Origin of the sequence: Tenacibaculum litopenaei (assembly GCF_964514025.1) — a bacterium.
GTDB classification, from domain to species: domain Bacteria; phylum Bacteroidota; class Bacteroidia; order Flavobacteriales; family Flavobacteriaceae; genus Polaribacter; species Polaribacter litopenaei.
In genome coordinates this window covers 980,618-1,005,899 of record NZ_CAZEQT010000006.1, presented here as the reverse complement: position 1 = coordinate 1,005,899, position 25,282 = coordinate 980,618, and the positions used below count along the sequence as shown (strand labels likewise).

Sequence of the window (25,282 nt, the reverse complement as noted above, 5' to 3'; positions counted from 1 at the left end):
CCTAGCTTGTTTATTTGTTAAAAACCCTAATTCCTTATAAACAAAGGGCTAGAAGGCCATTGCATCGGCTGAAAATTGAAATCCATTGAGTAAACTTTTGGCATCCATTAATTTTTTTCCAGAAAGTTTGAGTTCGTGAATAACTAAAAATCCTTGATTAACAGCGATTTTGATTGACGATTTATCGGTGACAAGCGTACCTACCTCCAGCGAGTGCTCTTGGTATTCCTTGGCCACCTTATACAGTTTAGCACTAATTTCTTCTTCTCCGTTCTTTATAGTTGTCCAGGCAGCCGGGTAGGGATTGAGCCCGCGAATGTGATTGTAAATGGCGTCTAATGATTTTGACCAATCAATTTTACAGTTGTGCGGATATAGTTTGTAAGCCGATTTTTCTTCGCGTTCGGGTTGTTTTTGTGTAGTTACTGGACCTTGAGCAATTAAATCAACCGTTTCTTTTACCAGTCCTGCTCCTAGGTGCATGAGTCGATCGTGCAGTGCACCTACCGTCTCATCTGGGTGGATTTCAGTTTCTTTTTGTAATATAATTTCACCCGTATCAATTTTTTCATCAATAAAGAAGGTGGTAACTCCCGTTCGAGTTTCTCCATTCATAATAGCCCAGTTAATAGGCGCTGCACCGCGATACTCCGGAAGTAATGAAGCGTGTAGGTTAAAGGTACCGTATTCAGGCAATTGCCAAACACTTGCTGGCAACATACGGAAGGCAACGACTATTTGTAGGTTCCCATTCCAAGCCTTGAGCTCGTTTTGGAATTCCTCATTTTTGAGATTCGTAGGTTGTAATAAAGGTAGGTTTTTGCTTACTGCGTACTTTTTTACTGCCGACTGATTCAGCTTTCTTCCGCGTCCAGCTGGTCGGTCAGGTGCCGTGATCACCCCCACTACATTATAGTTGTTTTCTACTAAGTGTTCTAAAATGCAAACTGCAAAGTCTGGAGTACCCATAAAAACGATACGCAAATCTCTCATCATATACTGTAAAATTTAGTGTCGATTAGGCTAATTTGTTCACTAGCCAATAATTTTCGCAAATGTATTAAAATGTCCGCTTCTTCTGCTGATATTAGCTGACAGATTTCACGTGCACTGATTCCGTTGTGCTGCTTGATAATATGTAAAATTTGCGGTCCGAGTGCTGGAGTATTTTTCTTTCGTTGTAAGCAAATATCACAGATGCCACATGCCGTTTCTGGCGATTCATCGAAGTATTCCAAAAGTAATTGAGCTCGGCAGCGCTCTTTGTTTTGTGCATAGCGCAGTACTTCTTGTAATTTCTTTTTCTTTTGTTTGAGAAAGCTCTTAATGTGCTTCGAAATTCTATTAATGCTTAAATCGTCCTCTCGAGGAACTAAAAAATGAAGTCGGGCATGCTGTGAACTCGGTTGGTACTGTATGAGCTCATGGCTGGCTAAACGGGTAAGTCCCTGCTTTACTTGTGTGGAGGTCAGTCCGCTTTTCTTGGCAATAAAAAACTCATCAATCGTCGTTTCTTGCTCAAATACACCGCCGTAAATTCTCAATACTGTTTGAATAAAAGCCTGGTCGTTAGGGTGGTTTCTTGAATAGGCAACGATGCGTTTGCTGGATACTGAGAATTGAAGTGTTGATTTCCTGGCAAAGTAATTGCCAAGTTCTATCAAACCGTTAGAGGCCAATAAAAGAATAGCGCTGTAGGCTTTGGCCTTTGGAAATTTGTATTTGCTACAAAAACCGGCAAAATCAAATTCAACGGGAGTTTCTAAGAGTTCTCCCTTCGCAATGCGAAAGTGTTGATACAATTTTTGGTGTACCAGTTTAATTTCGTCGATGTTTGGCGTTTGGTGTTCGTGAAAATCTCGTAATTGCTGCAAGTCTTTTTCATTGCTGAGCAATACCGCAAAGGCTTTATGACCATCTCTACCAGCACGTCCAGCCTCTTGAATGTAATTTTCAAGGGAAGAGGGGAGGTTTAAATGTACAACCACCCGAACATTGGGTTTGTCGATTCCCATGCCAAAAGCATTGGTCGCAACCATAATCGGATGCGTTTCTTCCATCCAGGCAGTAAAGGCAGTATTTTTTTCTTCGCTGCGCATTCCACCGTGATAATACGTACTCGCAAAGCCTTGCGCGTTTAAAAAACTAGAGATTTCTTTAGTTCTTTGACGCGAACTCACGTACACGATACACGGTTCCTTAATTTTTTTGAAAATCTGTACGAGTTTGTCCAGTTTGTCTTCGGTAGGAAACAGTTGGTAGGCGAGATTTTCTCTGCGAAAAGACTTTTTAAATACAGCGGGTTCTTCTAACTGCAAATAGTGCTCAATATCTTTGAGTACTAGTGGCGTTGCTGTGGCCGTTAAGGCAATGACGGGAGTTTTCGGAAGCAGTTCTCTCAGGATGGCTGTTTGTAAATAGGACGGTCTAAAATCATGTCCCCATTCCGAAATACAATGGGCTTCGTCAATGGCAATGAGATTTACAGGAAGTTGTTTAATTTTTTCCTGGATAAAACGCGATTGTAGGCGCTCTGGTGCCATGTAGAGAAATTTGTAATTTCCAAAGCGGATATTGTCAAAAAATCGGATGAGCTCATCTTGAGTGCTCCCTGCTTCAATAGTGGCAGCTTTGATTCCGCGATTTGTCAGGTTTTGAACCTGATCTTGCATCAGGGCAATCAATGGAGAAATGACTAAGCAAACTCCGGGTAACTGCAGAGCTGGAACTTGAAAACAAAGCGATTTACCTCCACCCGTAGGAAGCAAAGCTAAGGTGTCTTTCCTAGCCAGCACACTATCAATGATAGCTTGTTGGGGGGTACGAAAAGAGGGGTACCCCCAATAGTGTTTTAATATATGTAAACTTTCATTAGACATTTTGAGCTAACGATGCTAAAATAAAATCGCAACGCTCGTCAACAGTCCCGAAAGGAACATCGATAATATCATAGCCTATTTCGCTGTAGGCTTCGTGTAAAAATGACGAAATTTTAACGGCTTGTTCGAAAGTTTCATAACGTTCGTTATCCGATTGGTAAATCTCTTCCCAAGGAGCGAGCATAAATACTTTATCGTATTTACAAGCTTTACTCTTCTGTAAAAAATCTTCTGGGTAGTCGGTTCCCAAGTAGTTCATGTACGCGTGCACATCTGGGACACCACGGTCAAAAAAGATGTATTTATTGTCAGATTTGAGCGAGTTTTGATACTGTAACTCTCTTCCTTCCAGTAGTAATTGACTAAACAATAAGGGTTTCTCTAAGAATAGTTGATCGATACCTTCTTCTTGTGCTTTTAGGGTAACTTCTCTCGAAATTTCCGGCATACACTCATAACCTCTTCGAATAAATTCATTCAAAATCGAAGATTTTCCCGTTCCAGGGCCTCCTATAAGAACTATTTTCTGTTGCATCGTGCAAAAATAACAGATTCAATTTATAAATTTAATAAATAGTGTAATTTTGTGCTCTTAACATTCGCGAGAATTTATAAATTGAAGTTTAAGAATTAATTATGTCAGATAGAAAAGCATTTTATACGAAGTTAAAAGCACAATTAGAAGATACCTCTACATTTCCTACAAAATATTTGTATAAATTTATAGTTCCAACTAATGGAGACCAAGAATCAGAAGTAAAAGCTTTGTTTGATCAAGGAGGTCCTGTAATTGAAACAAAAAAATCGAGAACTGGTAAGTATATCAGTGTCTCTATACATATAACCGTTGCGAGTGCCGATGAAGTGATTGCTTATTACCAAAAGGCAGAGGCTATCGAAGGCATTATATCGTTGTAAAAAATTTATAAATGAAAAAACAAGTTGTATTTATCGCTATTGCGCTCAGTTCAATAGTATCAGGTGTTGCTCAAAGTAACAAGGAGTTATTTAAAATTAATGATAAGCCCGTAAGTGTCGAAGAGTTTAAGCGGGTGTATGAAAAAAATTTAGACCTGGTAGTTGATGAAGATGCAAAGAATATCGATAAGTATCTGGACTTGTATATCAATTATAAGCTCAAGGTCAATCAGGCCTATGCGTTGCAATTGGATACTTTACCCTCGTACAAACGGGAATTGGAAGGGTATAAGCAGCAGTTAATGACGCCGTATTTACAAGATCAAGCTACGGTTGATGCACTCATTAAAGAGGCGTATGAGCGCACGATTAACGAAATTAGAGCCAGTCATATTTTAGTGCGTATGAAAAAAGGGGATACCCTTGCAGCCTACGCGAAAATTATGGAGGCACGCAAAAGAATTGAAGCAGGTGAAGATTTTGTAAAGGTGGCAAAAGAAGTGTCACAAGACCCATCGGTAAAATTCAACGGAGGAGATTTGGGATACTTTTCCGCCTTTAAAATGGTATATGCTTTTGAAGACAATGCCTACAAAACGAAGCTTGGAGCCTTATCACAACCTTTTAAAACTCGTTTTGGATATCACATAGTAAAAGTAACGGGCAAGAGAAAGTCAAAAGGACAATTCGAAGCAGCTCATATTTTGGTTCGAGACCTAGAAGCTGCTGGTAAAGCCAAGATTGATAAAGCAGCAAAGGAATTGGCTGCAGGTGCTGATTTCGCTGCTGTAGCCTTGAAGTATTCAGAAGATACTGGAACTGCTGGGCAAGGAGGGAAGTTGCCTAAGTTCGGAACGGGAAGTATGGTGGAGCCTTTTGAACAGGCTGTGTTAGGTTTAAGCCCTTCGAATCCGATAAGTAAACCCTTTAAAACTAAATACGGTTGGCATATTGTGCAACTGATCAAGGAACACCCCGTAGCGAGTTTTCAAGAAGAAAAGCGCGCTTTGGAGAAAAAGGTAAAACGCTCTGATCGCCTAAACGTATCCTATACGGCCGTGGTGGACCGTTTGAAAAAAGATTACAAGCTTAAGGTGCATAAAGCCGGACTCAAACCTTTTTTAACCAAGTCTATAGGAGAATTGTCACAAGCACCATTAAACGATTGGATCATCGCAATTGAAGGAAAAAAAATAGGACAAGCGAAATTCTTTGATCAAATAAAGTATCGCAAAGGTGTTGATGTGAAAGAGGCATTTGAACAATTTAAAAATAGTGAACTCGTTCGTTATTTTAAGGATGATCTCATTAATAAAGAACCTGATTTTCGAAATACTTTAACCGAATACAAAGAAGGATTGTTGCTTTTTGAATTAATGCAACAGAAAATTTGGAAGAAATCGTCAAACGACACACTCGGACTTCAAAAGTATTTCACGGCCAACAAAGAGAAGTATGCTCAGAAGAAGTTGGACGAGGTGAAGGGAACGGTAATCAGTGATTATCAAAAGCAGCTAGAGGAAGATTGGATCAAAGACTTGCGAGCGAGCAACAGTATCAAAATAAAAGGAAGAGAATTAAAGAAACTTAAAAAAATATACAATCAATAAGGGACATAAACAAGGGGGAAAGTGAAACGAAGTATTTGGACAATATCACTGCTGCTACTAACTGTGCTAGGGGCATGTGATTTAATTACATTAAAGAAACAACGAACACAAGAAGAAAAACCGATCGCTTCTGTATACAATAAACATTTGTACAAAAGGGATATCGCTAATTTAGTACCTAAAAATATATCCAAGCAAGACAGTCTAGTCTTTGTCAAAGGACTCATTAACAATTGGGCAAAAAAACAATTGTTTTTAATCAAGGCTGAGGAAAATATTACAGAGGTCAATAGTTTGGAAATCGAGAAATTGGTCAATGACTACAAGGCCAGTTTATACATCAACGGATACAAAGAAAAGCTGATCAAGCAAAAATTAGATACGGTAGTTAGCGAATCGGAATTACAAACTTACTACCTATCACACAAAGACAATTTTAAGTTAAGTGAAGGCCTGTTGCAATACGATTATCTGTATTTTGATAAGGATCACTTAGAACGTGAAGAGATTGTAAAGTTGTTTAAATCAGACGACGTTGAAGACCGAGAGAGCTTGGAAAAATTTTTGTTGAGCCTAAAGTCATATCGTTTGCACGACAGTACTTGGGTGTCGGTTCGCAGTTTAAAAAGCAAAATTTTACCTTTTGCTAACGAATCCAAAGAAAATCTGTTAAAAATATCAAAATTCATACAGAAAGAAGATAGTTTAGGAGTATATTTGGTCGCTGTAAATAATATTTTACAGAAGAATCAAGTGGCACCGCTGAGTGAGGTGGAAGGTCAGATTCGACAGATTATTTTACACAAGAGGAAATTAGAATTAATAAGAGAGATTGAAAAAACGCTGATAAATGATGCTATTCAAAACAAAAACTTTAAGGAATACTAGTCTTATTTTAACCTTGATGGGGGCTACATTAACAGGGCATGCACAGGCGACGAAAGTCGATGGAGTTGCTGTGGTAGTAGGGAAAAACATAGTATTAGATTCTGACATTGCAAAGTTTAAACAAGAGTTGGAATTGCGTTCGGAAGGTAAGGTTACTATTTCGGACTGCGAGATGTTGGAAGAGTTAATGCAACAAAAATTATTAGCGCATCACGCTGTTGTCGATAGTATTACCGTAAGCCAAGGTGAAATTGATGGACGTGTGAATCGAAGTCTGTCTTTTTTCGAAAATGAATACGGATCTCCTGAAAAGGCCGCAGCGGCATACGGGTTTGCGAATACTCAAGAATTGAGACGAGAATTGGAGCGCGTACAGAAAGAAAATGTACTGATCGAAAAAGAACAGCAAAAAGTAACAGAGAAATTAGACGTGACTCCTGAAGAAGTACGTGTGTATTTTAACGGGTTGCGAGATAAAGACGAGTTACCAGAAATTCCTGCAGAAGTGGAATTGGCTCAGATAGTATTGTATGCTGAAGCAACGAAAGAAGAAAATGACCGCGTTGTAAATAAGCTAAACGATATCAAACAGCAAATTTTAAATGGAGCGAGTTTTGATTTAAAGGCAATTATCCACTCGGAAGATCCATCTTCTGCTCAGAACAAAGGAAATTTAGGAATAATCACTAAAGAAACACCTTTTATCAAAGAGTTTAAGGAAGCCGTTTTTAATTTAGAGGAAGGACAGATGTCTGAACCTATCAAAACTATTTTTGGATACCACCTTATTAAATTGCACAAGATTAGAGGTAAAGGACGTGAAGTGTCGCACATTTTAATGCAACCTGAAATTTCTGATGAAAAATTAAAGAAAACCAAAGAAGAAATTGAAAAAATAGTAGCGGAAGTGAAAGAAGGTAAAATAACCTTCGAAGAGGCTGCTAAAAAATACTCAGAAGACAAAGATACCCGTTTGAATGGAGGATTGTTAATGAACCCATATACCGGAGAACCTACCTTTGAATTAACTCGTATGCCGCCAGATTTATTTGGTCGTATCAGTGAATTGAAAGAAGGACAGCTATCTGACGTATTTTATGACGAAACTCGAGGAGGAGAAAAAATGTACAAAGTGATCTTTATGAAGAAGCGTACCGATACACATAAGGCAGATATCATCGATGATTATGTACGTATGCAAAAGTTCGCTTTGGAAAAAAAGAAAGAGGAAGAGTTGGAAAAATGGACCAAAGACAAAATTGGTGAAACGTACATAAAGATGGCTAATGCTTATAAGAGCTGTACGTTTAAAAAGAACTGGAAGAAAGAAAATAAATAATTATTTATTGCTAAATAAATCCGTTTTTATTGTAGTTTTAGACTGCAAAAAAACGGATTTTTTATTTTAATACATTAGTATATGTCAGATGTTGCAGCAGTCGATGGACTGGTTACGAAATACGCGCAATTACAAAAAGAAATAGGTAAGGTGATTATCGGTCAGCAAGAAGCCGTTAATTTTACGTTGTTATCTGTATTTTGTGGTGGGCATTCCTTGCTTATCGGAGTTCCTGGATTGGCGAAAACCTTATTGGTAAATACCATTTCAAAAGCATTGGGGTTAGATTTTAAACGCATACAGTTTACACCTGACTTGATGCCTTCTGATATTTTAGGAAGTGAAATACTAGACGAAAAGCGTCAGTTTAAGTTTATAAAAGGACCTATTTTTTCAAACATAATTCTGGCTGATGAGATTAATAGAACACCGCCAAAAACGCAAGCAGCCTTGCTCGAAGCAATGCAAGAACGCTCGGTAACAGTGGCTGGAACACATTATCCGTTGGCACTGCCTTTTTATGTTTTGGCAACGCAAAATCCTATTGAGCAAGAAGGAACGTATCCGCTTCCGGAAGCACAGTTAGACCGATTTATGTTTTCTATTAACCTTGGCTATCCTAGTTTTGAAGAGGAAGTAGCCGTGGTGAAAAACACGACTTCCATAGCTAAGCAAGAGGTTAACTCTATATTTTCAGCAAAAGAAATCATGGCTATTCAGCAGCTAATTCGTAAAATACCCGTGGCCGATAACGTGGTAGAATACGCCGTGGGACTTGTTGGTAAAACGCGTCCAAACTCGGAACGAGCTACTGAAATGGTTACGAAATACTTAGATTGGGGAGCTGGGCCTAGAGCCTCTCAAAATCTAATTTTGGCCGCAAAAGCACATGCAGCGGTGAACGGGAAGTACTCTCCAGATATGGAAGACGTACAAGCAGTGGCCATCCCGATTTTATCGCATAGAATTGTAAAAAATTACAAAGCAGAAGCCGAAGGTATTAGCTTAGAAAAAATAATCAAATCTTTATTTTAATATAAAAAAAGCTCAGTTTTACTGAGCTTTTTCATTTTCTAAAATCCCAAACGGATTTTCAATACTGTACATCGGTTCTGTAAACCATTTCGGTCCTGTTTCCGTCATGTATATGTGATCTTCGTGTCGTATACCAAATTCATTCGGGACGCATATCATAGGCTCATTGCTAAAACACATGCCTGCCGCGAGAGGGGTTTGGTCGTTTCTAACGATATAAGGCCATTCGTGAATGTCGAGGCCTATTCCGTGTCCTGTTCGATGGGGGAGTCCTGGGAGCTGGTATTCTGGTCCCAATTGGTGTGCCTCCAAGACGCTTCTGGCAGCTTTGTCAATATTCGAACAGGGAGCCCCGAGCTGAGCGGCATCAAAAGCAGCTTGTTGTGTTTGCTTTTCTATTTGCCAAATGCGCCTTTGTGCTTCATTGGGAGTCCCAAATACGTAGGTTCGTGTAATGTCAGAAATGTAGTCATGGAGTTGACAGCCGGTGTCGATAAGTACGACTTCATTTTCTTCTAGGGTTTTTGGAGATTTTACTCCGTGTGGAAAAGAACTGTCTTTTCCGAACAATACTATGCAAAAATACGAACCGCTTGGAATGCCGTATTTTTTGTGAGCAGCATCGATAAATGCAACGACCTCAGCGGTACTGATACCGATTCTTAAGATTCGAGCCGCCGCTTGTTGGACTGCCAAGGTAATATCCATGGCGCGCTGTATGATAGCCAGTTCATTGTCTGATTTGTACATACGACAGCCTGCGGTCACTGGTTTGGCATCCTTAAAGGTGTATGCCGCTCCTTCGAGTTGCAATCCATTACTGACAAAAAAAGGAGTTGTCTCGTCGAGCAACACAGTACCAGAAACGGAGTTGTGTTGACCTAATAGTTGAATAAATAGCTGGTATGGACTTTCGTGTTCTTCCCAACAGTGAACCGTACCTTCGAGTACCATAAAGTCGAGTAAGGTTCCTTTTTCGAAGGATGGAGCAATGTATTCCAGTTGGCCATCTGCGAATAATAGGGCACCTACCATCCGCTCGCTGGGATGCCAATGCATACCTGTAAAGTAGTATAAGTTGGTACCAGCATGCAAGTACATGGCCGCTGCTCCTGATTGTTTTAGTAAGGCCGTCGCCTTCTTGAGTCGTTCCGCAAATTCCTCTTTTTGAATCGGGGTAATACCCGTTGTCCATGGACTAATTTTGGCAAGCTCTTCCGCTGCCGTTGATCCGCCAATTCCTATCATTTCTATCGTGTTTGTTTTTTGTAGAGTGGGTGTATTTTGATGTCTTTGCCCAGCCAAGATTGTAAAGTAGCATAAATACTGTCTTGTGCTTCTGGGCTAAAATCTTTGATTCTTGTTTTATGGGTTCCTGTCGGCAGTACCATTTTTAAGGCGTTGAGTTGCGCATTGGGAACTGGGGCACAAGCTCCCCATGGGTCTAAGCCCCCGTAAATATAGAGGATGTGATTTCCGCGTTGTTCTACGTAGTCACGAACCTTTTTAATATAGTTTGGATTGTAATTGAGTGCTGCGTTTTTTGGAGCAAACCTGCTGTTTGAACTACTCGTGACTTCAGTTAACAAATCAGCAACAGGAGTGAGGTCAAAACCGTAGTACCCTAATTCTCTCAGATGCTGATAAAAAGAGGGTAAATAACGCTCATAACCAGCATCGCTGTAAAATCCAATACCTACCACTTCGTGTACGAAGTTAACTAAAGTTTCGGTCGTAGCACCTTTTTGGGGTAAGGCAGTGCAATTGCCATTCCATTGCCAAAAGGAGAACGGAAATTCTAGTACAGCATATTCTAAGGCCTCTGCTGGCCTCACTTCCGTGAAGGACAACTTTTCTGTTGTCGCAATTTTATGGAAGCTTAGTAACGCTTGTTTTTTGTCGCGTAAAATAGCTCTTTGAATGTCTCGAATTCGCTGACGACAGCTCGCCTCACCAACGCTGTTAATATGCGTATTGGGGCGTGGATCTTCTACGCCGTTGATTAGAGGGGCGACATAAGGAACGGCAACGTCTACGTCATTAGGGTACTTGCTTTTGTAAATCATCGTAGTTTCTCCTCCTTTGCTAATTCCGGTACTCAGCCATTTGCCACGGTATATCTTTTTTAGTTTTTCTACGATAAAATGATAATCTTCTACAGCGTTGTCATTTGTTAAATAGGTCCAAGGTATTGGGTTTGGACGTGAACTTCCGTACATGCGGTACTCTACGATTACTTGATTTGACTCTAGTAAGGTACTTAACTCCGTTTTTCTCGGATACGATGCATATCCGTCAGTAACCAATACGGTAGGCGCATTCACATCGACATGAGAAAGGTATAGTGTGTGTTTAAAACTTCCGGACTCGGGATGCTTAGGATCTAAAGGGCTATCGTATTGAATTCGGAAGGAGTTTTTAAAATGACCTTTGCTCGGGATGCTGTCAATTTGAGCATTCGGAAATAGGTTTTGAATTTCGTCTTTAATAGTGATTGGTTTGGAGTTGTCGGTGTTTTTCTTGCAAGAAACACCGAAACTGATACATAGCAATAAGAGTAGCGCACGCGACAGTAATTTCATAAATCAGTGAATTTTAGAGTCTAAAAATACAGGCTCTGCTAGAGAACGAATAGGATTAAATTATCCATAGCTAATAGTATATTATTCGTTATCGGGTAGTATTGAATTAGTTTAGGGATTATTGGTTAATTTTATCGTATGAATGAAATAGTTCAAATTCCCGAAGAATTTATAGAAAAAACAACCGACTTTAAGTCCTTGATTCAGTGTTTGAAAGAAGCGTTTAGAAAGAATGTGACAACCGTTCCAATGCGTCATCATCACGATTTTCCAAATCCAGAAGTAGGAGAAGATTCAACATTATTGTTAATGCCAGCATGGAATCCGAGTGAAGATGCTGGGGTGAAAATTGTAACCGTGAGTCCGGCCAATGGTCAATTTGATTTACCAGCTATTCAAGGTACTTATATCTACCTAGATGCAACTACTGGAAGTATTAAAGCCCTATTAGAGGCTAAGAGTTTGACGGCCAAAAGAACCGCCGCAGCTTCTGCGTTAGCCTCGAGTTTTTTGTCGAGAAAAGATGCCGATTCCTTATTGATGTTAGGTACGGGCGCACTGAGTGCTAATTTGATTACGGCGCACTGTGCCGTACGTCCAATTACGAAAGTTTATGTTTGGGGTAGATCATTAGCAAAGGCACAAAAGGTAGTTGACACCCTTTGCTTACCTAAACATATCAGGGTGGAAGCGGTAACAGAATACCGCTCATTAGTTTCAGAAGTGGCCATTATTTCCTGTGCAACCTTATCAAAACTTCCCTTGGTATTTGGTTGTGATTTGGTATCTGGACAGCATATTGATTTGGTAGGGGCCTATAAAAAGGACATGAGAGAAGCGGACGATGAGGCGGTGCAAAAAGCCCGTGTTTTTGTCGATACTTTTCAAGGAGGACTCAAAGAAAGCGGAGATATCGTGCTGCCGTTGTCAACTGGAGTTTTGCAAAGAGAAGAGGTGCTAGCGGATCTTTTTGAACTTTGCGGCAAAGGACATCAGGGACGAGAAACAACTGCGGAAATAACCTTATTTAAATCTGTCGGTCACGCGCTTGAAGACGTGTCGGCAGCAGCTTATTATTATGGAAAGTACACAAATGAAAAATAAAACCTATCAGAGAATTAGGAATGCTAAGTCGACAACCTTTCCCGACAGTTGGCTACAGATAGAAACGATAGATATGCATACTGGCGGGGAGCCATTGCGAGTAATTTTAAATGGATTTCCAGAACTGAAAGGAAATTCGGTATTGGAATACAGAAACTACTGTAAGGAAAACTGGGATCACTTGAGAACGGCTTTGATGTTCGAACCGAGAGGACACGCTGACATGTACGGTTGTATTTTGGTGCCAGCCAATGATGACGAAGGGGATTTCGGAATTTTGTTTTTGCATAACGAAGGCTACTCTACCATGTGTGGGCATGCCATCATTGCCATTTCTACGCTGGCTGTTCAGCAGGAGTGGATTGATGTAAAAGAAGGAGAAAATACCTTAAAAATTGATGCGCCATGCGGGAGAATACTATCGTATGTCGACGTGGAAAAAGGAGAGGTACAAGGAGTGCGATTTCACTGTGTACCGAGTTTTGTTGTGGGGCTTGACAGGCAGGTTACCGTACCTGGCCTAGGTACCGTGCGTTATGATTTAGCTTATGGAGGTGCATTTTATGCCTATGTAGATTTGGCGAAGCACAATTTTAATTTCGATCTAACAGAAGCCTCTTATAGAACTTTGATACAAACAGGGATGGATATTAAACAGGCCGTAATGTCGCAAGACGAGGATGTGGTGCATCCGTTTGAAGGAGATTTAAGTTTCTTATACGGGACAATTTTTATCGACAATACGAAACAAGCATCGGGTGCTGATAGCAGAAATGTATGCATTTTCGCGGAAGGAGAGGTAGATCGTTGTCCTACTGGTTCAGGAGTTTCAGGTCGAATGGCTATTCATCATCAAAGAAAAGAACTTCGTATCGGAGACTCGATGCGCATCGAAAGTATTACTGGATCAGTATTTAAAGGAGCTGTAGTTCGAGAAGAAGATTACGGTCCGTTTACAGCGGTGATTCCAGAGGTTACGGGTACCGCACACATTACGGGGAAACACTGTTTTGTGATAGACCCTGCAGACCCGATGAAAAACGGGTTCATTTTGCGTTAGTGCTTGGGGGCAAAGTACTACGAAAGAAAGGAAAAGGAGGATACCATAAGGCATCCTCCTTTTTTAACTAACAAATTTAAATACCCTCTTACGTTAGTTAATGTTATTGTTGTTGTTGATTTCAGATAGCGGAACAGGTAAGTACGCGTGTTCTGATGCTTTGAAATTAGTTCTTCCTGCGGCTTGCATAGCCTGATCTAGCATGCCCCAACGTCTTAAATCAAAGAAACGAACAGATTCCAAGGTGAGTTCCATAGTTCGTTCGTGAATCAGTTGCTTTTTAACATCTGTTTGCGAACTCACTGTAATAGCAGGCATTAATCCATGAGTAGCTCTCACTTGATTGATGATCGGAATGGCCTGCGCTGTCGCTCCAGTTTCATTTAATGCTTCGGCATACATAAGCAATACGTCAGCATAGCGCATCAAAGTTACATTGAGACCGATGTAAGAATTATTCCATACGTAATTCGGTAGCCATTTTCTGTAGTACACCTTGTTTGCGTTGGTATTTCCATATTGCCAGTTCATTAATTGATCCCAGGTATATCCTTGCATGCGTGGGGTGGCGCTGTCGTTGAAATAGGGATCTCTAAAGTAAATACTTCCATAAAGGCGGTTGTCGTACAATCCGTTCGTGGCAATCATACCTTCAGACTTCATAGTGGTTTCTAGAGCTTTTGTCGCTTCAATACCTCCCCATCCACCAATAGACCAGTCTCCTATAAAAGCGTGTAATCGGGTAGCATTCCAAGAGGTTGCATCTCCAGTTTTGAACTGTAATTCGAAAATTGACTCCGGGTTGTTTTCGTTCTCGCCGTTGAACAGACTTGAATAGTTACTAACGAGGTTGTAAGCTCCAGTAGTACCGTTGATTACAGGTTTAAAGGCGTCGATGGCATTTTGATAATCGCTTGCGTCCGATGCACTAGGATCTCCAGCTTTGTATAGATAGGCTTTACCGAGGTAGGCTTGTGCCGCCCCAATCGTGGCGCGTCCAGCTTCCGTGTTGCCTTTTGTTTTCAACATGCCACTGGCCGTTTTAAAATCATCGATGACAGCCTGCCAAGCTTCTCTTCGTGAAGCCAGTGCTTTGTCGAGCGTTTGGTCAGAAATGATTTCCTTTCTTACAATGATATTCTTGTAAAGGGTAAGGAGTTTAAAATGGTAATAGCCACGTAAAAAAGTAGCCTCTCCTATAATTTGACGTTTGTCAGCATCCGAAATTTGATCGGCAGTCATGGCACCCACTTTGGTGATTACCTGGTTCGCAAAATTGATTCCTTTGTAATTTGTGGTCCACAAAACATTCACAAAGGTATGACCGTTGTTGTAATTAAAATTGAAAATAGACATCCAGTGTGCGTAGTTAGAAGCGTCTGGTCCTGGTAAGGAATAGTCTGAACGAAAGTATTCAACCACGGGTCTTCCTTCTTGCCAACCATTCCAGAAATTACTTCTCGATTCTAATTCTGCATAGGTAGCTGTCAATCCTGCTTGTGCGTCTTCAACGTTCCTCCAATACGATTCAGAGGTTAGCTGATCTGGTGATTGTTGTTCTAAAAACTCGTTGTCATTACAAGCAATCAAACCGAGTCCTAAAACGAGTATACTGATAATTTTTTTCATGATAGTAGATGTTTTGGTTAAAATTGAAGTTGAACACCGAGGATGACAGATTTGTATTGTGGATACAAGGTTCGGTCGATACCTCTCGATAAGATAGATCCCGCAACTTCTGGATCTAAACCACTGTAATTAGTAAACGTAAACAAGTTTTGTCCGGTAACGAAAAAGCGGAGCTTGTGCATGTTGAGCTTTTCAATTACGTTTTTAGGAAGTGTATATCCTAGTTGGATGGTCTTGATTCGCAAATAGCTTCCGTCTTCTAAAAAACGGGTAGAAGCACGGTTATTCCCATTGGGGTCTCCTAAAACGGCTCTTGGTATGTCGGTTTGCGTATTGCTTGGGGTCCAAGCGTTCAACGTACTCGTTTCAAAGTTCCTTCCGGTATCCATTCCTATAGATTGGAAGCGATTTCCGTTGTAGATTTTGTTTCCTCCAACCCCTTGAAAGAAGATGTTGAAATCAATCCCTCTATAGTCAGCAGATAAGTTTAAACTGTATTCGTAGGCAGGTAAAGCACTCCCTTGATAGATAGCATCTTCATTATCGAGTACACCATCACCGTTTTGGTCTATAAAGCGAATATCTCCCGGTTTAGCATTGGGTTGTAGGGTTCCTGCAGGATCGTGTGCGTCAATTTCAGCTTGTGATTGGAAAATGCCGTCTGCTACTGGTAAAAAGTAGGCTCCAGGTTCGTAACCTACCTGAGTTTGGTTAACAAAGTGATCTGCTCCAAACAATAATCCAGCTCCTTTGAGAACTTGGTCAGTTCTTCCGAGCTTTGTAACTTCACTGTTCAGGGTAGTGAAGGTTGCAAAAGACGAAAAGTTTAACTCGCCAAAACTATGGGTATACCCCAATTCAAATTCGATTCCTTTGTTCACAAATTCACCGACGTTAACAACGGGGTTGCGAACCCCACTCGAAGGGGCAACTTCTTTGACAATGAGTAAGTCTTTCGTTCTCGTGTGGTAGTAGTTAATAGATCCCTTCAGTTTATTATTTAACATAGCGTAGTCCAATCCAATATTTGATGAAATACTCGTTTCCCATTTTAAATCTGGATTTTCTAAATCACGTGCAATTCCCCCAGTATAAGCTGTTTGAGGATTTCCAAAAATATATCCTCCGTTGTTCTGGTTAGATCCTTGAGTAATTAAGGCTTGGTAAGAGTAATAACCGAGTGCACTGTCGTTTCCTGCTTGCCCCCAGCTATAGCGCAGTTTTAAGAAATCAAACCACTGTTGATCGCGCATAAATTGTTCTTCGGTAATTTTCCATCCTAAAGCGAATGAAGGGAATACTCCGTATTGGTTGTTTTTTCCAAATTTTGAACTTCCGTCTCTACGAATACTTGCTTGTACCAAGTATTTATCTGCGTAGGCGTAGTTAAGACGTCCAAATTGCGATACGAGGCTATAGGCAGCACGAGTTCCACTTCCTGAAAAAGTCGCTTTGGCATCGCGAAATGCATTCAAGGTGTTGAAATTTTCATCCAACAGCGCTACTGGCTCTTTGTCGTCTAAATCACCATTGCCGTCTAAATCCGTTTCAGAAAGTTTCCAACCTTCTGCTTGGACGTAATTTTCTTGAAATGGTTCACTGATTCGTTGGTATCCCGCAAGTAATTCAACATTGTGCTGGCCAATATCGAACTTGTAGTTGAGGGTGTATTCTTGATTGAGTCTCCTAAAATCGCTGTTGTACTCCGAAATAAAGTGATATTTGTTTTGTTCGTTGTCATCGTTGTCTCTCACTCGAAATGGTTTGTGGTATCGATAGGTGAAATTCGCAAGGTTTGAGATACTGTAATTAGCACCAACTTTTAAGTTCGGTAGAAGCTCGTATTTGAGGCCGACATTTCCTATAAAGTATTTTAATTTCGTATGTCCTTGGCGGAAAAAATCATCACCTACTGGATTTCTGTGATCAGGTAAGTCACCATTTCTATAACCAAATCCCGAAGGTTTACTGGCATCTCTTACAGGGATGAGTGGTGATATTTGAAAAGTTTCACGCAGTGAAAACTGGTAGTTTTCTCTGTAGGTTTCCGCGTAGTTTAAAGCTCCTGTGATCTGAAGCTTGTCAGCGGTGAAGTTGGCGTTGGCAAAAATACCGCGTTTTTGAAATCCAGAACCAATTAACAATCCTGTTTCGTTTGCGTAATTACCTCCTAGAGTGAAATTCAAGTTGTCAGATGCGCCACTGATGCGAGCATTTAACAAGTGCAATTCCCCGTCTCTATGAGTTTCATTGATCCAGTTGGTATTGACGGCCGGAGGATTCGTGATGTAGTTTTTAAGAGTCGCTCCTGCATTTTCGTACATTTGCCTGTGCACGTTTACGTAGCCATTGGCATCGAGTAACTCAAGTTTTTTTCGTTGGGTGTTAAAACTGTACGATTGTTCAATGTCTACGCGGATGCGTCCTTTTTTCCCTTTTTTAGTAGTGATGATCACAACTCCATTGGCAGCGCGCGTTCCGTAGATAGCAGCTGAAGCGGCATCTTTTAAAACTTCGATAGATTCGATATTGTTCGAATCGATAAAATAGGGGTCAGCTTGAACGCCATCGACGATAAATAGTGGGCGGTTGCTACCAAAACTTCCTACCCCTCTAATAAGAATATCAGCAACACCCCCTGGAGTTCCTGATGACGAAGTAACGGTAACTCCAGCTACACGCCCTTGCAGGGCATCGGTGGGGTTGGTCGTTACTACCTTCGTTAATTCTTTGGCTTTGACTTGTCCTACGGCTCCTGTAACATCACTCTTTTTCTGGCTACCATATCCGATAAGGACAACCTCTTCCAATACTTGTGCATCCTCTATAAGTGTTACGTTTAAACTCGCTTGGCCAACATAAGTGATTTCTTTTGGTTTAAAACCAATATATTCAAATAAGAGTATTTGGTTTTCAGTAATTTGAATGGTGAAATTTCCATCCAAATCAGCCTCAGTTCCTTTGGTCGTTCCTTTGATAATTACGGTAGCACCTGGTAGTGGTTCTCCGTCATTTGCGCGAATCGTTCCTTTCAACGTCCGTCCTTGTCCGAATGTGAATTGAGTTAAAAACGCTAAAAAACAGACCAGTAGGGTGGATTTTGCCTTTTTTGCGATTTTTTGATTTGTTCTGTGTTGTTTTTGTTTCATGTCGTTAATCGTGGATTAAATGGTGAATTTTTGTAATACCCCCTTGTAAATGGTGAGTTTTTCTCTTTCTTTTTCAGCTTTTTAATAGTGGACCCCCGGGCTAATATAAATGAACTATAAACAAAAAAGCAACTAGTACCTACCAGTTTGTTTTTTAAAAAGAAATCCTATATTTGTGATATGAGTATCATTGAAGTAAGGAAAGAAATAGGCGTACCTAAGTACAAGCAAATCATTAGTTCTATTGAGAAAGCCATCACTTTTAAACAACTAAAATTGGGAGATAAACTACCTTCCATAAATAGTATTCGAAATAAGTTTGGGTTGTCGAGAGATACGGTTTTGCTCGCCTATAACGATTTAAAGGTTCGCGGAATTATCCAGTCGATTCCAGGGAAAGGATATTACGTAAACAGTGAGAGTGTCCACATCACTCAAAAGGTGTTTCTGTTATTTGATGAATTGAATGCCTTTAAGGAAGATTTATACAATGCCTTTTTGGAGAGTCTCGGTGAAAATATAGAGGTGGATATATATTTCCATCATTTCAATTATGAGGTGTTTAAGAAATTGATTTACGACAATATAGGAAAGTATAATTTTTATGTGATCATGCCAGCGAAGTTGCGCGGTATTGCGCACGTATTGGAGAAAATTCCTGGAGATAAGGTTTTTTTACTTGACCAAGTGAGTGAAGAGTTGAAAAATTACCCAGCGGTATTTCAGCCATTTGAGAAAGATATGTTTCAAGGGCTCATGGCTGGGTTGGAATTGATTAAGAAGTACGATCGCCTCGTTTTTTTGTTTGAGGATGATAAACAGCCTGATGGATTTTTGAGAGGCTTTGAAAAATTCTGCAGTATGAATCGGGTGTCGGGTATAGAGGTAGCGGATATTGAAGATTTCGATTTAAGTCAAGGGGATGCCATTATTATTCCGGACGATCGAAACCTCATCCGAATCATTAAAAAGATCAAAGAACGAAAAATGAAAATAGGAAGAGACGTCGGGATTATTTGTTATAACGATACCTTGCTTAAGGAGATTGTAGAAGATGGAATAACGACAATTTCAACTGATTTTAGAGAAATGGGGCGTCAGTTAGCCAAAATGTTATTAACCGGTTCACGAGAACAGATAGAGAATCCGAACAGCTTAATTATTAGAAATTCATTATAATACGAACACTTTGGACAAAACCACAAAAATGAAGGATGAAGTAGTGTTTTCTTTCGAGAATGCTACTGCGCGAGTTTCCGTTGTAAAGGGGGGCGCTTTAACATCTTTGCACCTCGCAGGACGCGAGGTGATAGGAGATTTTTCTGAGGAAATTCCCTACGAGTTATCCTATGCATCTGCGGTATTGTTTCCGTTTGCCAACAGGATTGTCGATGGGAGGTATACCTTTGACAATCGAGAACTGTATTTGAAGAAAAATTCGGTAAACCAATCCGATGCTATACACGGATTGTTGTACGATAAGACCTTTTACGTGGAGTCATTAGTGACGGGCACAGCAAACACTCGTTTGGTGCTGCGTTATGAGCAGCACACTAAATTATCGGGGTTTCCATTCGTGTTTGAGGTACGTTTAACATATACCTTGTTTTCAGATCGTTTAGCACTAGCCGTAGAAGTAGTGAATACCGATGAGGTGAGCTTCCCGTTTTCTATCGGATGGCACCCTTATTTTACTTCTGACAACAGGGCGTTGAGTATTTTGGAAATTGATGCCGACAAAGAAGTAGTACACGATGATAATATGGTTCCTATAGCCATAGCGGAGAACAGCTTGCCAAAGCGTATTTTAATAAGTGAGCAGCGCTTTGATCATTGTTTTGTGATGAATGCGCCAGAAGTTAAGTATACAACACCATCGCATACTTTAGAAGTATCATCGTCATATCCTAATTCCTATTTTCAGGTATACACTCCAGAAAAGAGTAATAACATCGCCATAGAGCCAGTGACGGCCCCAGCAAATAGTTTTAATAATCATATTGGATTGCAAACCTTAGCCCCCGATGAAGTGTTTCATATCCAGTGGCAAATTCGTGTAAAAGATGAATAAAATTGTAGTGTATAGTGCACTCTTCCTAATATTAGGAATGGGGTGTGCACCGAAACCAACCGAAGAACGCTCGCAAAAAACACCGACATTGGAAAATGTGTTGGATTATCGGGTTACTCCCAAGGATAAATTTGATAAATCTGGATTGATGTTTTCAGATCAGGGAGCATGGTTTGCAAGTAGCTTTCACAAAGAGGCCGGCGAATCTTTTGGTTTTTCAGGCCCGTTTTTAATGACCCAAGAAAATGGCGTTTGGTTGGCAACATCCTTTGTGAGTTTTTCATTTCCTAACACAGAAACAGTACAAGGGCCGTATAACATACGTCAAAAATCGTATGCGAGCCACTTGGAACAAGATTTTTTGCTGGCCTCAGGTATTCGAGCAAGTTTAAAACTCCTATATGCCAATTCGGGAAGTTCTCTCATTTGTTTGACTTTAGAGAACACTTCTGAGAAGGATTTTTCGGAAGAGTTGGTAGTAGGGAATAGTCCAATAGTAGCAGCCGGAATCCATTTGGAAACAGCGGATAATGAACTCCATGTGTTTTCGAAACATTCAAAAGCAGTAGGGAAACTTCGCTTTCCTTCAGCGTTTGAGCTGTCAGCTGACAGTACGAGTTACAAGGCAGTTGTCTCAGTAAATTTACCCGTTGGGCAGCGATTGCAATACGTGATTGCGCAGCAGTTTGAGTTTGGGAATAGCCCTGAGTTACCCCTTGACTTAAGTCCTTTGAATTTTAACAGACTTCTCACCGAAAGAGTGGAAGAAAAGGCGGCGATTCAACGTACATTGGTCAACAACCTCCGCACTGAATTTACCGATACTATTTATCAATCTTTGGTACAAAAAGCAGTACTCACCTTGCAAAATAATTGGCGTGTTCCTGCCGGAGAAATAAAACATGAAGGCCTGTTTCCAAGTTATCATTACAAATGGTTTCACGGTTTTTGGGCTTGGGATTCGTGGAAGCACGCGGTTGGATTGGCCTATTACGATACCCGATTGGCCAAAGAACAAATAGCGTTGATGTTCGATTTTCAGGAAGAAAATGGATTTATTCCAGATTGTTTATTCCGTGATACCACTATAGAAAAACACAATTATCGCGATACCAAGCCTCCACTGGCAGCTTGGGCCGTGTACGAAGTCTACAAACGGGATGGAGATAAGAGCTTTTTGGAACAAATGTATCCTAAATTGTTGAAGTACCATCAATGGTGGTATGCGGATAGAGACCACGATGCTGATGGACTTTGTGAATACGGATCAACAGATGGAAGTTTGGTCGCGGCAAAATGGGAAAGCGGTATGGACAATGCCATACGATTTGATGGGACAGAAATGTTGAGAAATTCGGAAAAGGCCTATTCGATGAATCAGGAATCAGTGGATTTAAACGCTTTTTTATACGCGGAGAAAATGTACTTACTTGAACTGGCAGAAGCCTTAGGAAAAGAGTCAGAGGTTTCTAGGTTGTTTGCCGAAGCACAAGTATTAAAAAATCAAATTAGAACTCAATTTTTCGATGCAGAGGAAGGCTGGTTTTACGATACGACACTCGATGGAAAGAAGTTTATCAAAGGAGAAGGAAGTGAAGGCTGGTTACCGCTTTGGGCAAAGGTTGCAACGGAGGATCAAGCGGCAAAGGTCAAGTTGAAAATGTTGAATCCAGATAAATTTTATACGCGTGTGCCGTTTCAAACCATGAGCGCTGATCACAAAAAATTCAACCCCTTAAAGGGATATTGGAGAGGACCCAATTGGTTAGATCAAGCTTTTTTTGCCATACGCGGATTGCGCAATTACGGTTTTGAACAAGAAGCCGATGCCGCGCTCGTTAAACTGTTAAACGGGGCAAACGGAATGCTGGAAAAAGGTCCTTCTATCAGAGAAAACTACCACCCGATTACCGGAGCGGGATTAAATGCAAAGAACTTTAGTTGGAGTGCAGCACACGTACTCATGATGCTACAAAAAGAAGAATAATGGATTACGCAGCAATTAAAATAACCACGGCGCAAGCAGAGGAAATCTTGGCGTCAAATTACGGAATTACAGGAATTGCAAAAGAGCTTCCTGGAGAATTGGACTTCAATTTTAGAATTGATGTATCGGGTAGCCCCTCCTACATAGTAAAAGTATCTCGCCCAGATGCAGATGTGGCGTATATCGAGTACCAACAAGCCTTACTTCGACATGTTGGAACACAGCTAGAAACGAGCCCGAGAATTTTGAGAGATAAAAAAGGGAATTCCCTGGTTCGTATTAAGGATGAACAGGGCGAAGAACGACTCGTTCGAGTTTTGACCTGGGTTGCAGGGAGAATGTGGAGTGAGGTAAATCCTGTTAGTAATGGTTTGTTGGGAAGCCTTGGAACCGAGGCAGCGCGGGTAATGATGGCATTGAAAGGATTTGATCATCCACAGGCCCATCGCGCTTTTGAATGGGATGTCGCCCAAGGCTTGTGGACGCAAGAACATTTGGAGCTGTTTAGCCAAGAAGATTGGGAAGTAATCGCCTATTTTCAAGGAGGATTTCAAAGCAATTGGGAGCACTATAACAAGTTGCCAAAATCGGTAGTCCACAACGATGCTAATGATAATAACGTGGTCGTTGAAGCGCGTATTCCGAGTGAAAAGGTAACGGCCATTATCGATTTTGGAGATGCTATATATACGCAGGTAATCAACGACGTTGCTATTGCAATTGCCTATGCAGTTATGGGCTTTGAGAATCCGTTACAGGCGTCGGCTCCCATAGTAAAGGCCTATCACGATGAGTATGGTTTTTCAGAAGAGGAGTTGAAGCATTTGTATTGGGCTGTGGCTATGCGCTTGGTAATTTCGGTGACTAAATCGGCAATGAACAAATTGAAAGAGCCTGACAATACGTACCTGTTAATCTCGGAAAAGCCCGCGTGGGAAGTACTGCGAAAATGGAAAGCGTTTGCTCCGGAGTTTGCAGAGTATTTCTTTAGAGCTACCTGTGAATACCCGGCCCATCCGAATGCGAATGAGTTTCGAGCTTGGGCAAAAACACAAACTATTAGTATCAGGGAACTCTTTCCTTCGCTTACTAGTGATAGTGTTTTTGAACTAGATTTAAGTGTTGAGAGCTTGTGGTTAGGAAATTATACTGAAAGTGATGATTTGAGTTTATTCGATTTTAAGTTGGCACAATTGCAAAAGGAGATGCCTCAAAAAGTATTGGCAGGAGGATATTTGGAGGCGAGAAATTTATACACTTCAACAGCCTTTGACAGAATCGGTAATGAAGGAAGAGAATCGAGAAGTATCCATCTAGGCGTCGACTTTTGGCTTCCTGCAGAGACTCCGGTTCACACATTGTTCGATGCAGAAGTAGTTACGGTAGCTGATAATAATAGTTTCAAGGAATACGGAGGTCTCGTTATTTTAAAACACCGCGTTGATTCGTGGGAGTTCTATACCTTGTACGGACATTTATCGCGCTCTAGTTTGACCCGTATTGCAGTAGGACAGCAATTGGCAAAAGGAGATCTTATTGGTTGGCTTGGGAACTCTGATGAAAACGGATCTTGGTCTCCACACTTGCACTTTCAGGTACTGCTGAGCACACTCGGGTATGTCGATGATTTCCCCGGAGTTGCCTTTTATTCCGAACTTCCAGTATGGAGCTCAATTTGCCCAGACCCGAATTTACTATTTAAAAATCCAGGATTAGCACCTCCTGTTAGGGCAACGAATACAGACTTGTTAACCTATCGAAAAAATCACTTAGGAAAAGGCCTGAGCCTACAGTATAAGGTGCCTATTAAAATGGTGCGAGGACAAGGAGTTTATTTGATAGATCAATTTGCAAATAAATATATAGATACGGTAAATAATGTAGCCCATGTCGGGCACGAACACCCTAACGTAGTGAAGGCAGGGCAGGAGCAAATGGCTGTTTTAAATACAAACTCAAGGTATTTGCATCCGAATATTAATGAATTGGCTAAAGAACTCCTCGCTACCTTACCTCCTGAACTCAATGTACTGCATTTTGTCAATTCAGGGTCAGAGGCGAACGAACTCGCCATCAGAATGGTGAAAACGCATACAGGGCAACGAGATATTATTGCTTCAGAAGTAGGATATCACGGAAATGCCAATACTTGTATCGATATTTCTTCGTACAAGTTTGATGGGAAAGGGGGAGCAGGAGCCCCTGAACATACGCATATCATTCCTTTGCCAGATACGTTTAGAGGGGTGTATACCGGGGCGGATGCCGCCGAAAAGTACGCGGAAGAAGTAGCCAATCAAGTAAAAAATATAGCAGCCAAAGGACGCGGTGTCGGTGCCTTTATTATTGAACCAATTATTTCGTGCGGAGGACAAATAGAATTGCCAGAAGGTTTTTTAGGCCAAGCATATCAACATGTCAGAAAAGCGGGTGGTTTGTGTATTTCCGATGAGGTTCAAACCGGTTGTGGACGTATGGGAACTACTTATTGGGGCTTTCAGTTACACGGGGTGACTCCTGATATTGTGACCATAGGAAAGCCATTAGGAAATGGACATCCCTTAGCCGCCGTTGCCTGTACTCAAGAAGTCGCAGAAAGTTTTGCCAATGGCATGGAGTACTTTAATACCTTCGGAGGAAACCCTGTATCCTGTGCCATAGGAACTGCTGTATTAAAAGCAGTACGAACTGAAGGTTTAAAAGATAACGCTGCTGAAGTAGGTGGGTATTTGAAAAGAGCTCTGACAGCGTTAAGCTCAGAGTTTCCAATTATCGGAGAGGTTAGAGGACAAGGTCTCTTTTTAGGAATCGAGCTGGTCAATAAACAAAAGCATCCTTTGGCAGAAGAAGCCGCCTATCTAGCCAATCGCATGAAAGAGCACAAAATTTTAATGAGTACGGATGGACCAGATTACAATGTGCTTAAAATTAAACCTCCGTTAGTGTTTTCACAATCCAATGCGGATGAGTTATTGTATTATTTGAGAAAAATATTGCGAGAAGATGTTATGAATCGCTAAAAAACAGCATA

Annotated in this window: 18 protein-coding genes; 11 read left to right on the top strand and 7 right to left on the bottom strand. The window is 40.9% G+C overall.

All coding sequences use genetic code 11. The annotated features are described in order from the left end of the window. Window positions 1–48: 48 nt before the first annotated feature. Genes fmt through ACKTS5_RS13195 form a run of 3 tightly spaced genes read right to left on the bottom strand, consistent with a single transcriptional unit; the run spans window position 49 to window position 3,414 of the window. A complete protein-coding gene (gene fmt / locus ACKTS5_RS13205; protein WP_408044639.1) occupies window positions 49–993 on the bottom strand; it encodes a methionyl-tRNA formyltransferase in 945 nt (314 codons plus the stop codon). Then, complete coding sequence (locus ACKTS5_RS13200) at window positions 993–2,879, bottom strand: RecQ family ATP-dependent DNA helicase (RefSeq protein WP_408044350.1); 1,887 nt, start codon at window positions 2,877–2,879, stop codon at window positions 993–995. The genes fmt and ACKTS5_RS13200 overlap by 1 nt, the downstream gene beginning before the upstream one ends. Continuing rightward, window positions 2,872–3,414, bottom strand: coding sequence for an AAA family ATPase (locus tag ACKTS5_RS13195; protein WP_408044349.1), 543 nt, complete (start codon window positions 3,412–3,414; stop codon window positions 2,872–2,874). The genes ACKTS5_RS13200 and ACKTS5_RS13195 overlap by 8 nt, the downstream gene beginning before the upstream one ends. Before the next feature lie 101 nt (window positions 3,415–3,515). Between ACKTS5_RS13195 and ACKTS5_RS13190 the strand changes: the two genes are divergently transcribed. The 5 genes from ACKTS5_RS13190 (at window position 3,516) to ACKTS5_RS13170 (ending at window position 8,669) form a co-directional block, all read left to right on the top strand. Further along, entirely contained in the window at window positions 3,516–3,797 is a 282-nt protein-coding gene (locus tag ACKTS5_RS13190) for a DUF493 domain-containing protein (protein WP_408044348.1), read from the top strand. An 11-nt stretch (window positions 3,798–3,808) separates the two neighbouring features. After that, window positions 3,809–5,407 carry a peptidylprolyl isomerase gene (locus ACKTS5_RS13185; RefSeq protein ID WP_408044347.1) on the top strand — a complete coding sequence of 533 codons (1,599 nt, stop codon included), beginning with the start codon at window positions 3,809–3,811 and terminating at the stop codon, window positions 5,405–5,407. A gap of 21 nt (window positions 5,408–5,428) precedes the next feature. Then, on the top strand, window positions 5,429–6,295 hold the full coding sequence (locus tag ACKTS5_RS13180; protein WP_408044346.1) for a peptidylprolyl isomerase: 867 nt from the start codon (window positions 5,429–5,431) through the stop codon (window positions 6,293–6,295). A gap of 16 nt (window positions 6,296–6,311) precedes the next feature. Further along, window positions 6,312–7,634, top strand: a complete 1,323-nt coding sequence (locus ACKTS5_RS13175) for a peptidylprolyl isomerase (protein WP_408044345.1) — start codon at window positions 6,312–6,314, stop codon at window positions 7,632–7,634. An 81-nt stretch (window positions 7,635–7,715) separates the two neighbouring features. Then, complete coding sequence (locus tag ACKTS5_RS13170) at window positions 7,716–8,669, top strand: AAA family ATPase (protein ID WP_408044344.1); 954 nt, start codon at window positions 7,716–7,718, stop codon at window positions 8,667–8,669. An 18-nt stretch (window positions 8,670–8,687) separates the two neighbouring features. Here the strand turns inward: ACKTS5_RS13170 and ACKTS5_RS13165 are convergent, their stop codons facing one another. Both ACKTS5_RS13165 and ACKTS5_RS13160 read right to left on the bottom strand, forming a co-directional pair. Beyond that, on the bottom strand, window positions 8,688–9,917 hold the full coding sequence (locus ACKTS5_RS13165) for a M24 family metallopeptidase (RefSeq protein WP_408044343.1): 1,230 nt from the start codon (window positions 9,915–9,917) through the stop codon (window positions 8,688–8,690). Between the two features lie 2 nt (window positions 9,918–9,919). Next, window positions 9,920–11,251 carry a hypothetical protein gene (locus ACKTS5_RS13160; RefSeq protein WP_408044342.1) on the bottom strand — a complete coding sequence of 444 codons (1,332 nt, stop codon included), beginning with the start codon at window positions 11,249–11,251 and terminating at the stop codon, window positions 9,920–9,922. Window positions 11,252–11,389: 138 nt separating this feature from the next. Between ACKTS5_RS13160 and lhpI the strand changes: the two genes are divergently transcribed. Continuing rightward, window positions 11,390–12,355 carry a bifunctional Delta(1)-pyrroline-2-carboxylate/Delta(1)-piperideine-2-carboxylate reductase gene (lhpI, locus tag ACKTS5_RS13155; protein ID WP_408044341.1) on the top strand — a complete coding sequence of 322 codons (966 nt, stop codon included), beginning with the start codon at window positions 11,390–11,392 and terminating at the stop codon, window positions 12,353–12,355. Beyond that, the gene (locus tag ACKTS5_RS13150) at window positions 12,345–13,415 is read left to right on the top strand and encodes a proline racemase family protein (RefSeq protein ID WP_408044340.1); all 1,071 of its coding nucleotides are present in this window, start codon (window positions 12,345–12,347) and stop codon (window positions 13,413–13,415) included. The genes lhpI and ACKTS5_RS13150 overlap by 11 nt, the downstream gene beginning before the upstream one ends. Window positions 13,416–13,508: 93 nt before the next feature. On the opposite strand, the gene ACKTS5_RS13145 is transcribed toward ACKTS5_RS13150, so the two are convergent. Then, window positions 13,509–15,044 carry a RagB/SusD family nutrient uptake outer membrane protein gene (locus tag ACKTS5_RS13145; RefSeq protein ID WP_408044339.1) on the bottom strand — a complete coding sequence of 512 codons (1,536 nt, stop codon included), beginning with the start codon at window positions 15,042–15,044 and terminating at the stop codon, window positions 13,509–13,511. A 17-nt stretch (window positions 15,045–15,061) separates the two neighbouring features. Further along, on the bottom strand, window positions 15,062–18,193 hold the full coding sequence (locus tag ACKTS5_RS13140) for a SusC/RagA family TonB-linked outer membrane protein (RefSeq protein ID WP_408044338.1): 3,132 nt from the start codon (window positions 18,191–18,193) through the stop codon (window positions 15,062–15,064). Window positions 18,194–18,373: 180 nt separating this feature from the next. On the opposite strand from ACKTS5_RS13140, the gene ACKTS5_RS13135 reads away from it, so the two are divergent. The 4 genes from ACKTS5_RS13135 to ACKTS5_RS13120 are packed head-to-tail and all read left to right on the top strand — an operon-like array spanning window position 18,374 to window position 25,271. Continuing rightward, window positions 18,374–19,372, top strand: a complete 999-nt coding sequence (locus ACKTS5_RS13135) for a substrate-binding domain-containing protein (protein WP_408044337.1) — start codon at window positions 18,374–18,376, stop codon at window positions 19,370–19,372. 28 nt (window positions 19,373–19,400) lie between these two features. After that, window positions 19,401–20,264: an aldose 1-epimerase gene (locus ACKTS5_RS13130; protein WP_408044336.1), complete on the top strand. Its 864-nt coding sequence runs from the start codon at window positions 19,401–19,403 to the stop codon at window positions 20,262–20,264. Next, complete coding sequence (locus ACKTS5_RS13125; RefSeq protein ID WP_408044335.1) at window positions 20,257–22,251, top strand: MGH1-like glycoside hydrolase domain-containing protein; 1,995 nt, start codon at window positions 20,257–20,259, stop codon at window positions 22,249–22,251. Before ACKTS5_RS13130 ends, ACKTS5_RS13125 begins: the two co-directional genes overlap by 8 nt. Beyond that, window positions 22,251–25,271 (top strand): aminotransferase class III-fold pyridoxal phosphate-dependent enzyme, encoded by a 3,021-nt coding sequence (locus tag ACKTS5_RS13120; protein WP_408044334.1) that lies wholly within the window; start codon window positions 22,251–22,253, stop codon window positions 25,269–25,271. The genes ACKTS5_RS13125 and ACKTS5_RS13120 overlap by 1 nt, the downstream gene beginning before the upstream one ends. The last annotated feature ends 11 nt before the right edge of the window (window positions 25,272–25,282 follow it).